Source organism: Cytobacillus kochii (assembly GCF_020171845.1).
In the GTDB taxonomy this organism is placed as follows: domain Bacteria; phylum Bacillota; class Bacilli; order Bacillales; family Cytobacillaceae; genus Cytobacillus; species Cytobacillus kochii.
Window position 1 is genome coordinate 454215 of sequence record NZ_JAIVAM010000002.1, and the last position, 13270, is coordinate 467484.

13 protein-coding genes are annotated in these 13270 nt (G+C 35.7%); 7 read left to right on the forward strand and 6 right to left on the reverse strand.

Annotation, left to right across the window (positions count from 1 at the left end):
• Nucleotides 1-68: 68 nt before the first annotated feature.
• From LCM23_RS03095 to LCM23_RS03110, 4 genes are all read right to left on the reverse strand, one after another.
• On the reverse strand, nucleotides 69-227 hold the full coding sequence (locus LCM23_RS03095; protein WP_224935597.1) for a hypothetical protein: 159 nt from the start codon (nucleotides 225-227) through the stop codon (nucleotides 69-71).
• A 100-nt stretch (nucleotides 228-327) separates the two neighbouring features.
• Entirely contained in the window at nucleotides 328-1677 is a 1350-nt protein-coding gene (locus LCM23_RS03100; protein ID WP_224935599.1) for an MFS transporter, read from the reverse strand.
• 3 nt (nucleotides 1678-1680) lie between these two features.
• Nucleotides 1681-2871 carry a hypothetical protein gene (locus LCM23_RS03105; protein ID WP_224935601.1) on the reverse strand — a complete coding sequence of 397 codons (1191 nt, stop codon included), beginning with the start codon at nucleotides 2869-2871 and terminating at the stop codon, nucleotides 1681-1683.
• 2 nt (nucleotides 2872-2873) lie between these two features.
• Nucleotides 2874-3341 (reverse strand): RNA polymerase sigma factor, encoded by a 468-nt coding sequence (locus tag LCM23_RS03110; protein ID WP_224935604.1) that lies wholly within the window; start codon nucleotides 3339-3341, stop codon nucleotides 2874-2876.
• A 334-nt stretch (nucleotides 3342-3675) separates the two neighbouring features.
• Here LCM23_RS03110 and LCM23_RS03115 point away from each other — a divergent pair, with 334 nt between their 5' ends.
• The 5 genes from LCM23_RS03115 to LCM23_RS03135 all read left to right on the forward strand — a co-directional run bounded on the left by LCM23_RS03115 (nucleotide 3676) and on the right by LCM23_RS03135 (nucleotide 9397).
• Nucleotides 3676-4401: a (Fe-S)-binding protein gene (locus LCM23_RS03115; protein ID WP_224935606.1), complete on the forward strand. Its 726-nt coding sequence runs from the start codon at nucleotides 3676-3678 to the stop codon at nucleotides 4399-4401.
• A 9-nt stretch (nucleotides 4402-4410) separates the two neighbouring features.
• Nucleotides 4411-5847, forward strand: a complete 1437-nt coding sequence (locus tag LCM23_RS03120; RefSeq protein WP_095370056.1) for a LutB/LldF family L-lactate oxidation iron-sulfur protein — start codon at nucleotides 4411-4413, stop codon at nucleotides 5845-5847.
• On the forward strand, nucleotides 5837-6547 hold the full coding sequence (locus LCM23_RS03125; RefSeq protein WP_224935608.1) for a LutC/YkgG family protein: 711 nt from the start codon (nucleotides 5837-5839) through the stop codon (nucleotides 6545-6547). Before LCM23_RS03120 ends, LCM23_RS03125 begins: the two co-directional genes overlap by 11 nt.
• 398 nt (nucleotides 6548-6945) lie before the next feature.
• A complete protein-coding gene (locus LCM23_RS03130; protein WP_224935611.1) occupies nucleotides 6946-7917 on the forward strand; it encodes a proline dehydrogenase family protein in 972 nt (323 codons plus the stop codon).
• Nucleotides 7918-8048: 131 nt separating this feature from the next.
• Nucleotides 8049-9397, forward strand: a protein-coding gene (locus LCM23_RS03135) for an IS3 family transposase (RefSeq protein WP_224935613.1) whose coding sequence is annotated in 2 segments (ribosomal slippage) — nucleotides 8049-8493 and nucleotides 8493-9397 — 1350 coding nt in all. Because the reading frame shifts where the segments join, the coding sequence is not laid out codon by codon here.
• A gap of 60 nt (nucleotides 9398-9457) precedes the next feature.
• Here LCM23_RS03135 and LCM23_RS03140 read toward each other — a convergent pair.
• Both LCM23_RS03140 and LCM23_RS03145 read right to left on the reverse strand, forming a co-directional pair.
• A complete protein-coding gene (locus tag LCM23_RS03140) occupies nucleotides 9458-9934 on the reverse strand; it encodes a glutathione peroxidase (protein ID WP_224935615.1) in 477 nt (158 codons plus the stop codon).
• 49 nt (nucleotides 9935-9983) lie between these two features.
• Nucleotides 9984-10700: a FadR/GntR family transcriptional regulator gene (locus tag LCM23_RS03145; protein ID WP_224935617.1), complete on the reverse strand. Its 717-nt coding sequence runs from the start codon at nucleotides 10698-10700 to the stop codon at nucleotides 9984-9986.
• 175 nt (nucleotides 10701-10875) lie between these two features.
• Here LCM23_RS03145 and LCM23_RS03150 point away from each other — a divergent pair, with 175 nt between their 5' ends.
• Both LCM23_RS03150 and LCM23_RS03155 read left to right on the forward strand, forming a co-directional pair.
• Nucleotides 10876-12291, forward strand: a complete 1416-nt coding sequence (locus LCM23_RS03150) for an FAD-binding oxidoreductase (protein ID WP_224935619.1) — start codon at nucleotides 10876-10878, stop codon at nucleotides 12289-12291.
• On the forward strand, nucleotides 12292-13257 hold the full coding sequence (locus tag LCM23_RS03155) for a bile acid:sodium symporter family protein (protein WP_224935621.1): 966 nt from the start codon (nucleotides 12292-12294) through the stop codon (nucleotides 13255-13257). It abuts the gene before it with no gap.
• The last annotated feature ends 13 nt before the right edge of the window (nucleotides 13258-13270 follow it).

Consider the following 13270-nt stretch of genomic DNA (forward strand, 5'->3'; position numbering starts at 1 on the left):
CATGGGTAAATGAAAAGGTATGCTAAATCCTTTATTAAAATGAGGACAGAAGTGTTGTTCAATCCAGTCTAGCTTTTTATCTTAAACTGTACAACACTTTCTATTAATAGAATCTGCTCAGCTATTTGGTCCTTTGTTTTTCTTTGATGTTTGGGTGTTTTTTGTAGGAGTTTTTTTAAATAGTATAAATCACGAAGAAAAAGAAATTGTTCCGCTGTTGTTAACATGATCAACACTCCTATTTATTTCTGTCCCTACTTATTTACCCATTTGTGTAAAAATCAAACAAAATTTATTTAAGTAAAAGCTAGGTACACATGGTTGTACCTAGCTTTTATTACTTTTAACAAATGTGTAAATAGCTGTCTTTTTATTCATGAGAAAAGGTAAAAAAGTTAATATAATTAGAGATAAGCCACTTACTAAGAATATATTTTGAATCCCGAAAAGGTGAATAAGATAGGCTCCCCCAAGAGGGGAGATGAAAATCGTTGAACTTGTTAATGATTGATAAATACCTGCAATGGAACTCACTTCGTCTTCCTGTGGAATTGTTTGTATACAATAGTTAGTAATAATAATAGATATGCCAGTTCCTATCCCGCACAGGACACCAAGAAGGAGAATATAGCTAAGGGAAAAGTCTTTTTCTAAAAAGCTAAGGCCAGTAAACCCTAAGCCAAGACTAAGAAGGGCAAAACTAAGCCATCTCTCTAAGCGCACAAACCTTTCTTTTTTACTAATGATATAGATTGTTAAGACTGAACCGCACCCAATGCTTGCAATCAATAGTGTCATATATGCAGGTTTTGTTGGTGCAACTAGTTGAAATAGCGCAGGGAATTGTGCGTCAACTAATTGGATAATGAACATTCCTACTATATTTAGTGACAAGACAATCATTAAAGTTGGAGCACGATATAAACTTTTCCAACTGGCTTTCCATTGATTTAAAAAAGTATTGTCAACATTTTCACGCGATGATTGTGAAAACTTTGCTTTTGTTTGTATGATTTTTCTTAAAGAAAATAATAAACAAGCAGAAATCATAAAAGCGAATGCGTTAAATAGTAGTAAATGTTTTGCAGGTAATAAGGTGAGTAATGCGCCACCTATTAATGGTGCAATGATTTTTGCTGCTTGATTCACACCTCCATTCCAGGAAACAGCCTTTAGTTTTAGATGAGCTGGAATGAGCTCATGAACTAAACCTTGTTGAGCGGGAAAGTGAACAGTACCAACAAAAGATCGGAGTGCCAATAAAATGAGTGCTAACCATGGAGTGTTTGCAAAGAATAGCAAAATTGTAAAGAAAACCGTTACTAAGTCAGCACATCCCATAAGGATAATTTTATTGCGCTTTTGTACAAAGATGCCGGAAAATTGCGAAAATAAAACTTGTGGTAAAGCATAAGCAATGGGTATGAAAGCAAGTAGAAAAGAACTCGTTTGCCATACATATCCGAATAGGACCATAATCGCTACCATGTCAAACCATTGACCAATCATTGATAGGCAATAAGAGATAAATAACCTACTGTATCCTTTGATTTCCCAAATGGAACGCGCAACTTCTTGTGGTTGCCATGATGAAGGGAACTGCTGAGTGCGAGTTTCCACTGTACTCAGCAATTCTTCTATTTTGATTTTCGCTATTTCAAAAGTATAATGATCCATGGGTTATAAAACAAGTTCGCCAATATTAGTTACTTTTTGCTCATCATGATCTTGTAAAACATGTATTTCACCTTTAAAAGATTGACTGATCTTTTTCTTTAATATCACTTTTGTTGTTTCATCTACAACTAAAATATCCCCTGCTAAAATAATTTCTGAGATATGGTCCATATCTGCATGAGTTAACGTGTCATTTATTGTTAGTTGATCTTGGATGATTATCGTTGTTTGTGGATCTAACTGTTTAAAGTTAGTCGAAAACCATGTCTCCTCTTTTACTGCTATATAGTTTTTAACATAAACAAAAACTTCATTTTCGAGATTGGCTAATTTTTCAAATAAAATATCTTCTGTACCTTCTGGGCACAAGATATAAGATAAAGAATGAATAGAAGAGAATGCTTCATTCAATCCTTCTCTAGTTACAGTTGAATCAATAAATATAGGTTTGGTTGTATAAATCGATTGTTGTTTATATCTCTTAATATTATGTTTATTTAAATGGGTTTGAGTTGAGAGTACTTGATACCCTTTTGGGATCATGTTTTGGTTACCGTTAATACTTAATTTTCCTGAGATTAAAGGTTGTTGAAAATCATAATAACGAATCGTCCCGTTAATATCTAACCTCGCGATCTTTTCCTTTAATAATGTTAAATCAACATGCTCATCAATTGTTATTACTCCATTTACTAATAGATTTGTGCCTTCACCTAGCCCTTCTAAATATCCTGTTGTTAAATGAAGGTTTCCATTTTCTAATTTAGGTTCTGGCCCTTCATAACTGACTAATGTACCATTTGTTGTTAATAATTTGGATTGAATAGCGCCGTTCAAGTGAAAAGGAGAGTAGATGATACCGTTGACAATAAATGTGATGTTTTTTTGCTGAAGTTCTTCCAGTGTAACATCTACATTCACAATGACTGCTCCATTGATAAGCACCGTTTCATTGTCATCTACAATTTTTAAATAAGCAGAATCCACCTTGTAGACACCGTTAGCCATTTTCACATTCTTCTCTACCATAATGGTTTGGCCAATATTTTTTATATTTAATTTTGGCACGAGGTATGCATTCTTTTGTGAATAGACGAGTAACCCTACATTATTAATCTTTTCTATTTCTTGAATGCTTTCTTCAGTCGCTTGAATAAGATTTAAAACCCCGACATTACTATATTTCTTTCCCATTATTATTGTTCCTCCTCTAAGATCTTTCGTAGTTTTTTCATTGCTTTTGCTAAATGATACCTAACAGTTGAAGCTGATAAACCAAGCTTTATAGCAATTTCATCACTTTTTAAACCAATCCAGTATTTTTTGAAAATGATATCACTTTCAATAGCTGATAATTGACTAAGTAACTCTACCATTTCAATTGAGGTTTTCATAAAGGTAGGTAAAATCACTTCTTCATTTTGATCAATATTCATTTCTCGTTTGAATTTTCTCCGCTGATCAATCAATTGATTTTTCATGACACGGTAAAACCAAGCTTTTTGCTTATATTTTGGCCAAGAAGACAAATCATCTAAATGCATGGCCTTTTCTAAAGCTTGTTGGATCAAATCCTGTGCTTCATGCTCATCATAAGCAATAGACGAAGCAAATTTATATAAATCATCGCGCAATGATAAATAAATAGATTGCAATACAATCACCTTTATTCCATGGAAAAGTAGTTTTTCTTCTTAGCTTCATATAGATAACGAAATAGATGCTGCAAATGTTGGTGGAAAATAAAAAAATTTGAGAAAAGTGCAATTTTGAACCCTTCATTTTGTACATTCCTAAATAATGAATGATATACATCAATTCTCTTCACCTTTACAATGACTGCTTGTCTGGAAACTTTTCCTTCCCTTAAAGCATACATCTTTTATTCGTCTTATGAATAGAACGTATTAATATTTAGAATTTAATAAATATACAAACAATGGTACGATAGATAGTAGTTATCTGATTATTTCTTAGCGCGATAAGGGGGTTTTTGAGATGAAGGTTTCACTTTTTGCTACCTGTCTAGTCGATATGTTTAACAGTAAAGCGGGGGTAGCAACTGTAGAATTATTAGAAAGGCTTGGCTGTGAGGTGGATTTCCCTGAAAATCAAGTATGTTGTGGTCAACCATCTTACAATAGTGGTTACGTAAAAGAATCAAGGGATGCAATGAAAAGGATGATAGAAACCTTTAGTCATTCTGAATATGTAGTTTGTCCATCTGGTTCATGTGCCTATATGTTTCATGAATATGAGCATATATTTAAAGACGATCCACATTGGGGGCCGCAAGCAAAAAAATTAGCTAAAAAAACGTATGAATTAACAGAGTTTATCGTTGATGTGTTAAAAGTTGAGGATGTAGGCGCAAGCTATCAGGCGAAAGCTACTTATCACACTTCCTGTCATATGACACGATTGTTAGGTGTAAAAGAAGCGCCGATGAAATTATTATCACATGTAAAGGGATTAGAGTTTACTGAATTGCCAAATAAAAGTCAATGCTGTGGATTTGGTGGAACATTTTCTGTAAAGATGGGGGCCATCTCAGAACAAATGGTAGATGAAAAAGTTGCCCATATTAATGAAACAGGAGCAGAGCTTTTAATTGGCGCTGACGGTGGCTGTTTAATGAATATTGGTGGTCGAATGGATAGAGTGGGTGAACCAGTGAAAGTGATGCATATTGCTGAAGTATTAAATAGTAGAACAGAAAGATAGGTGATTGATATGCCAATGAGGATTGGAAATGAGCAATTTACTGATCGAGTAGCGTCTGGTTTAGAAAATCGCTTTATGAGAGGGGCGGTTTCAGGGGCGCAAGATCGCTTAGAAGTGCGTAGACAGGATGCAGCAAATGAATTGGGTGATTGGGAAGAATGGCGAGCACATGGGGAAGAAATTAGACAACATGTATTAGAAAATCTAGATTATTATCTGTTTCAACTAAGTGAAAATGTAGAAAAGTTAGGCGGACATGTTTTTTTCGCGCAAACACCAGAAGAGGCTAATGATTACATTAAAGGTGTAATTAAGAAGAAAAATGCCAAGAAAGTAGTAAAGTCGAAGTCAATGGTGACAGAAGAAATCGATCTCAACCATCATTTAGAATCGGTTGGGTGTGAGGTCATTGAAACAGATTTAGGTGAATATATTTTGCAAATTGATGATCATGACCTTCCATCACATATTGTTGCTCCAGCACTACACAAAAATAAAGAGCAAGTAAGAGATGTGTTTACAAGGAAACTAGGTTACCAGGGAACAGATAGACCGGAAGAATTAACACAACATGCTAGGAAAATGCTAAGAAATGAATATTTAACAGCAGATATAGGTATAACTGGGTGTAATTTTGCCGTCGCTGAAACAGGTTCAATTTGTCTCGTAACGAATGAAGGAAATGCCGACTTATCAACTTCTTTGCCCGATACACAAATCACTGTAATGGGAATGGAGAGACTTGTGCCCTCGTTTACAGAATTAGAAGTATTAGTAGGAATGCTTTCTCGTAGTGCAGTCGGACAGAAATTACCCAGCTATGTTACCGTTTTAAGTGGCCCAAAAGAAGAGGGAGCAGTGGATGGCCCAGAAGAGTTTCATTTAGTTATTGTTGATAATGGTCGTTCAAATATTTTAGGTGGAGAATTCCAATCGATTCTACAATGTATACGCTGTGCCGCTTGTGTAAATGTCTGTCCCGTTTACCGTCATGTAGGCGGACATTCATACGGTTCTATCTACTCAGGTCCAGTTGGTGCAGTATTGTCTCCATTACTCGGTGGTTATGAAGAATATAAAGAGCTTCCTTATGCTTCCACATTATGCGGGGCGTGTACTGAGGTTTGTCCGGTGAAAATACCATTGCATGACCTTCTTCATAAACATAGGCAAGTCATTGTTGAAAAAGAAGGAAAAGCCCCCATATCTGAAAAGTTAGCGATGAAAGCTTTTGGTCTCGGAGCAGCTTCTCCTGCTTTATATAAAATGGGTGGGAAATTTGCCTCAAAGGCTGTTGGGCCATTTTCTGATGGGACAAAGCTCACAAAAGGTGTCGGTCCATTAAAGGCGTGGACGGAAATCCGTGATTTTCCTGCTCCGCAAAAGGAAAGATTCCGTGACTGGTTTAAACAAAGGGGCAAGGAGGAAAAGAATCATGGCGATTGAAAATAGAGAAATATTTCTTAAGAAAATTGCAGCACGATTAGGAAAAGAAGAAGTAAGGAAGAGGATAGAAAAACCCGAGTGGAAATATGCCCCGCAAAAGCGGGTGTTAAAGGGGGCATCGCAGTCCGATTTAATTTCGGTCTTAAAAAACCAATGCAAATTAATTCACACGGACTTGATTGAAACAAATCTATCAAACTTACCGCAAACATTAGAGGACCGAGTGTCAGATTACGGCGGTGAATCCATCGTAACTTGGCGTGATAGTAGATTAAAAGCATGGGGAGTTACAGCCAAGCTTGAAGAATTGCATAAGCAAGGGGTAGCGTACTATGAATGGAATCATGAAGTTGAAGTAGAAAATATCGCAATAGCTGAAAAAGCAAACATCGGATTAACGATTAGTGAGATTACCCTTGCAGAATCGGGGACTGTCGTATTATTTAGTGATAAACACAAAGGCAGGACAGTCAGCTTCTTACCGGAAAAATCAATTATACTTGTACCTAGAAGTTCTATTGTACCGAGAATGACACAAGCAGCGGCCTATATCCAGGAAAAAATAAAAGAAACAGGAGTCATTCCTAGTTGTATTAACTTTATAACTGGACCAAGTAATTCTGCTGATATTGAAATGAACTTAGTCGTCGGTGTACATGGACCCATAAATGCAACATATATTATTATCTCTGATTTATAAGATTACAGAGGAACAAGGGATTATGCAAAATGAGAATCCGAACAAATACTAGGGATTAGTGTTTGTTCGTTTTTTTTATGAAATGGATTAGTTTTCTTCATTCGGTTGTTTGTTATGATTTTCGTCAATGCGCTTCTCTAGATTTCCTCCCACGCAATTATCATACATATATACAATTATTAGAAATGGCCATTTTTTTATTCTTATCCGCCTTTATTTATTTTTTAAATATAATTTTTTGGTTTGTTTCCGTTCTTTTAGTGGTACATTTATTTTAAAGAAAGAAATCATTGTTTCTTCTTAAATGTAGGAAAAAAATAATTATTCGCAAAATAATTTTTATTGCTAATTTATGATATAATGACCATGTAAAAATTAATAGACAAGGAGTAATCGCTATGCTGAAAGATCTATTTATAGGCTTATCTCAAAATCAATTTTTAAATAGTGCAGCAAAAAAATATGGTTTAAAACTGGGTGCTCAAAGTGTCGTTGCGGGTACAAATATTGAAGAAGCGATTGTTAGGATTAAGGAATTAAATGCCCATGGTATCGCATGTACAGTCGATAATCTAGGGGAATTTGTTAATCAAAAAGAGGATGCGACTGCAGCAAAAGAACAAATCTTAGCAGTTGTTGAAGCGATTCATGAGCATGAAGTCGATGCCCATATTTCGTTAAAACCATCTCAATTAGGCTTAGACATTGATTACTCCTTTTGTTTGGAGAACTTAAAAGAAATAGTAAGTAAGGCTCATGAATATGGCATCTTTATCAATTTTGATATGGAGGATCATGGCCGTTTACAACCTTCATTTGATTTATTGGATGAATTATCAAAAAGTTATGATAATATAGGGACTGTTATCCAGGCCTATTTTTATAGAGCAATAGAAGATATAGAAAAATATAAAAATTATCGTTTACGTATTGTAAAAGGTGCATATAAAGAACCAACTGAAGTTGCTTATACTGCGAAAGAAGAAATCGATAGCAACTATATTAAACTAATAGAATATCATTTATTACATGGTAAATTCACGTCTATTGCAACACATGATCATCATGTAATTAATCATGTGAAGAAATTTGTAAAGGAACACGATATTGCAAATGATCAATTTGAATTCCAGATGTTATATGGATTCAGAAAAGAAATGCAATTAGAGCTTGCGAAAGAAGGCTATAATTTTACCACATATATTCCGTTTGGTGATGACTGGTACGGCTATTACATGCGACGTCTCGCAGAAAGACCACAAAACATCAACCTCGTTGCAAAACAAGTATTTAATAAAAAGACAAATACCATTCTTGGTGTTGCTGCGGGTGCATTCTTACTCGGTAGATTATCTAAAAAGAAAAAATAAACTGATATAATAAAAGGTTCCGAATAGGAGCCTTTTTTTGATTATAGAAAATAGAACATAAGGAACCCCTATATTTTGAACTGCACCCCAATTGTTAGACACTATCTACAACTATTGGAGGTGCAGTTTTTTTGTCCAAATTTACTGCGGAAATGAAGCTACAAGCCGTGACTCGCTATTTAAGCGGAAAAGAAAGTTACAGAGAAATTGGAGAATCTATTGGAATAGATCACAAATCGATTGTTAAATGGGTAAGACAATACAACTACAATGGTGCAGAGGCATTGGTGAAACGTTGTACAAGTTATACACAAATGTTTAAACTAGAAGTACTACAATATATGACTGAAAATGGTACTTCTCTATGTGAAACGGCAGCTATTTTTAATATCCCAGCGCATTCCACTCTAGCTGTATGGAAAAGAAAGTTTGAAACACAAGGGATAGATGCCCTTCAGTCACAGGAACAGGGGCGTCTATCCATGAAAAAAGATTCAAATAAACAAAGTTCTACTGACCGTTCTTTTGAAGCACTAGAAAATCGAATAAAACAACTGGAAATGGAAAATGAGTATTTAAAAAAGTTGAATGCCTTAGTTCAAAACAAGGAAAAATCACCAAACAAGACAAAGCACAAGTAGTCTATGAGTTAAGGCATAAGTATTCGGTGAAGTCACTCGTAAAACTCGCTGGCATTCCACGCAGCACCTATTATAATTTAGTAAAACGAATGAATCGACTTGATCCAGACACCGATATAAAAGGAGAAATCCAAGCCATTTATGAAGAACATGAAGGTCGTTACGGTTACCGTCGTATTCGGGATGAGCTAGTGAATCGTGGGAAAAAAGTAAATCATAAGAAGGTTCAACGAATCATGAAAGAGCTGGGTTTAAGATGCCTAGTGCGGATGAAAAGGTATAAATCTTATAAAGGCACAGTCGGTAAAATAGCGCCAAATCATTTAGACCGTCAATTTAGTGCGGACGCACCGAATGAAAAATGGGTAACAGATATTACAGAATTCAAGCTATTTGGTGAAAAGCTGTATCTATCGCCTGTATTAGATTTATTTAATGGTGAAATTATTACGTATACCATCGGTTCTCGACCAACGTATTCATTAGTTTCGGACATGTTAGAAAAAGCATTAGAATCCTTACCAGAAAGGCATCAATTACTCATGCATTCCGACCAAGGATGGCATTATCAAATGAACCAATATCGCAACTTGCTTCAAGCAAAAGGGGTTAAACAGAGTATGTCACGTAAAGGTAACTGTTACGATAACTCTGTAATGGAAAACTTCTTTGGGATACTGAAGTCAGAATTGCTTTATTTTAAGGAATTTGAAAGTGTGAACCACTTTAAACTAGAATTAGAAAAATATATAGAATACTATAATAGGAAACGGTTAAAGGGAAAATTGAAAATGAGTCCGGTACAATACCGAACTCATTTTGAACAAGTTGCCTCATGAAATAACTGTGTCTAACTTTTAGGGGTCACTACATTTAATAGGGGTTTCCTTATGTTAATTTTAGAGCAATTTTTCAATGTCACTTGTTATTTTTTCAGGTTCGGTTGTTGGTGCGTATCTGTCGTATACCTCCCCATTCCGGTCAATAAGAAACTTAGTGAAATTCCATTTAATATTCTTTGAAAGTACACCTTTCTTCTCTTCTTTTAAATAAGCAAACAGTGGATCTGTGTTATCACCGTTTACATCTATTTTTGCAAACATTGGAAAGGAGACACCATAATTCACTTGACAAAACTCTGTTGTTTCATCGATATTTGCGAATTCCTGGTTGTTAAATTGAGCACATGGAAATCCAAGGATGACAAAGCCTTTTTCTTTATACTTTTCATATAGCTCTTGCAATCCTTCAAACTGAGGAGTAAGACCGCACTTACTTGCCGTATTAACGATTAGGATTACTTTTCCTTCAAAATCTTTTAACTGTTGAGTATGACCATTTGTTTTTTTTACTTCAAAGTCATAAATCGTTTTCATTATTATTCCTCCAAACATCAAGTAGGTTTATTTTAGCCGACTTTACTATTTATAGGTAGGATTCCGCTTGTTCATTGAAAAGCATTGATTCGCTTAATTCTTTTCTTACCCTATTAATATGGTTGTTCATTAATTGCCGCGCTTCATTACCATTTCCTGATGCAATTGCTAGATAAATATCACGGTGCTCTTCCATAGTAGATTTTTCCCGTTTATTGTCTTCGGCAAACCGGTTTGACCTCGTTACTTTTATAGTATTTTTCATATGTTCAGTAAGGTTAGTCATAAGTTTAATAAATATAGAATGGTGTGACGCATAAACGATATGTAAGTGAAATTGAAAATCCGCGTGGATGCCGTCTTCGGACGTGGATGCCGTTTCCATCGCTAAAAGCGAATGGCGGATATTGGCTATATCTGTTGATGTCGCTCTAGTTGATGCCAATCCAGCACACTCCACTTCTAAAACTTTTCGTAAATCTAACATTTCATATATATTTGTCTTCGGATTAGCAGAAAGGATAGGTGCTTCAGAAGTTAAACAATCAACTGATTTAATGTATGTTCCACTCCCTTGCTTAATCTCTAAGAGACCTTTCATTTCTAAAATTTTCAATGCTTCTCTAATTGATGTTCTGCTAGAGGAAAAGAGAGTTGCAAGTACTCTTTCAGGGGGGAGGCGATCTCCTGATGAAAGTTTTTGGTTGATAATATATCCTTCTAATTGTTCTGTAATAATCATATGTGTTTTTTTCTTTTGCGACATGATTTCCACTCCCTTTCATATCATCATACAAAAAAAGGGAAAATGCAGCAATTTTAAATTTTTAATTATTGATTTTTTTGAATTTTCTTGTACAATGAGAACATGTTAGACCAATTTTCTCAAAATTCAATAATTGGTCTGTACAATTTTGATTTGTAAGGAGAGAGACTAAACAATGAAAACAACAGAGGGCAGTCAAACGAATAATCAAGAATTAGTAAGCGCTTTATTGAGCTTTTTAACAGATGAACAAGTATCTATTAATGAAACCATTCTTAACTTACATAGTAAAGATGAATCCTATCATAAAGGTAGTCATCCTGATATTGTTGTTTATCCCAAAAATGCTAGTGAAGTAAGTCAAATTATACAAAAGGCGGGAGAATTCCAAACGCCGATTATTCCTTTCGGGGTTGGGTCGAGTTTAGAGGGACATGTCATTCCTTACAAAAAGGGAATAACGATGAATTTTACTGAAATGAATAGAATTTTAGAAGTAAAGGAAGAAGACTTTTTAGTAAAGGTTCAACCTGGTGTGACTCGTTCGCAACTAAATAAAGAGTTGAAAAAATACGGTTTGTTTTTTCCTGTTGACCCAGGTGCTGATGCTACATTAGGCGGAATGGCAGCAACCAATGCAAGTGGTACCACTTCTGTTAAGTATGGTGTAATGAGAGATCAAGTACTAGATTTAGAAGTGGTTTTAGCTAATGGGGAGATCATACATACCGGTAGTTTAGCCGCCAAATCTTCTTCTGGCTATCATTTAAATGGATTATTTGTCGGGTCAGAAGGGACTTTAGGCTGCTTTACTGAGTTGACGTTAAAAGTGTACGGTATTCCAGAATTCCAAATGGCTGGTAGAGCAACCTTTCCTACAATTGATGATGCAGTTGGTGCTGTAGTTGGCATCCTACAAGCTGGCATTCCGATTGGCAGAGTTGAACTGGTAGATGAAGCTTCAATTAATCAAGTGAATATTTTTAGTGAGACTAATTACGAGATTAAACCAACGCTATTTTTAGAATTTCATGGTAATGAAGCTGGGCTTCAACAAGATGTTGAATTCATGAGAGAAATTGTAGCTGATTTCCATTGTCAAGATATAACATTTGAAACAGATACGGCTGCTCGTAATCTTTTATGGGATGCAAGACATAATTTAGCCTACGCTTATGTGCATGGCTATCCAGGTAAGAAAATGATGGTAACAGACGTATGTGTACCGATCTCAGAATTAGCGGGTGCTGTTACATATGCTAGAAAATGCCTAGATGAGATTAATTTAATTGGTGGCCTGACAGGACATGTAGGAGACGGAAACTTCCATTCGCTTGTGATGATTGATTTGAATAATGAAGAAGAAGTAAACAAAGCCAAACATTTCAATGAACAACTTGTCTTGTATGCCTTAGAAAAGGGTGGCACTTGTACTGGCGAACATGGTGTTGGGGTAGGAAAAATGAAATATCAAGAACAAGAGCATGGGAAAGCATTAGAAGTGATGAGGAACATTAAGAATGTTTTAGATCCAAATCACATCTTAAACCCAAATAAGGTTATTCCTTTTAATTTGGAGGAGGAGAGTTAATTGAAGATTCTGGAGGCGGTTAGTAATCTCGCAGGAAAATATTTCGCTTTTCTTGTTATTATTGCAGCAGTTGTGGCTTATCTATATCCACCGTTATTCGTAGTCTTCGGTGGATACATTACCTTGTTACTTGGCGTAGTCATGTTCGGTATGGGTTTAACTTTAAAACCGGTGGACTTTAAATTAGTATTTTCTCACCCACTCCCTGTTTTACTGGGTTTTGTGGCGCAGTTTACAATCATGCCTTTGATGGCTTTCGCTATTGCCTACCTTATGCAATTACCGGCAGAATTAGCAGCAGGCTTAGTACTATTAGGATCAGTCCCAGGTGGTACAGCTTCTAATGTAATGGTGTATTTAGCAAAAGGAAATGTACCATTATCGATAACTATGACATCGTTATCCACTTTGATTGCACCAATAGCTACACCGCTCATACTTTTAGCTCTAGCAGGTCAATGGATGCCCGTTGATGCGTGGAGTATGTTTGTATCAATTGTTCAAGTAATTATCGTTCCTATTATACTTGGTTTAGTAGTGAAGAGAATATTCCCGGTTATCGTAGAAAAAAGTATTAACGTTGTTCCACTTATTTCTGTTACAGCAATCATTATTATCGTAACTGCTGTTGTAGGAGGGAATGCTGAGAAAATTGCTTCTTCTGGGCTTTCTGTCTTTATTGCGGTGATGCTCCATAATGCAGCAGGTTTACTATTAGGATATATGGCTGGCGTGCTTTTCAAAATGGATGAAGGTACGAGAAGAGCGATTGCTATTGAGGTGGGCATGCAAAACTCAGGGCTAGGTGTTTCACTAGCAACTGCTCACTTTGGTCCAGTTGCCGCTATTCCAAGTGCTTTAGGTGCTGTTTGGCATAATATATCTGGTCCTATCTTAGCTACGTACTGGTCCAAAAAACCAGCAAAAGAAAAAGAGGTAATCACTAAAGAAACAAAAGCAATTTAACTATATACCAATA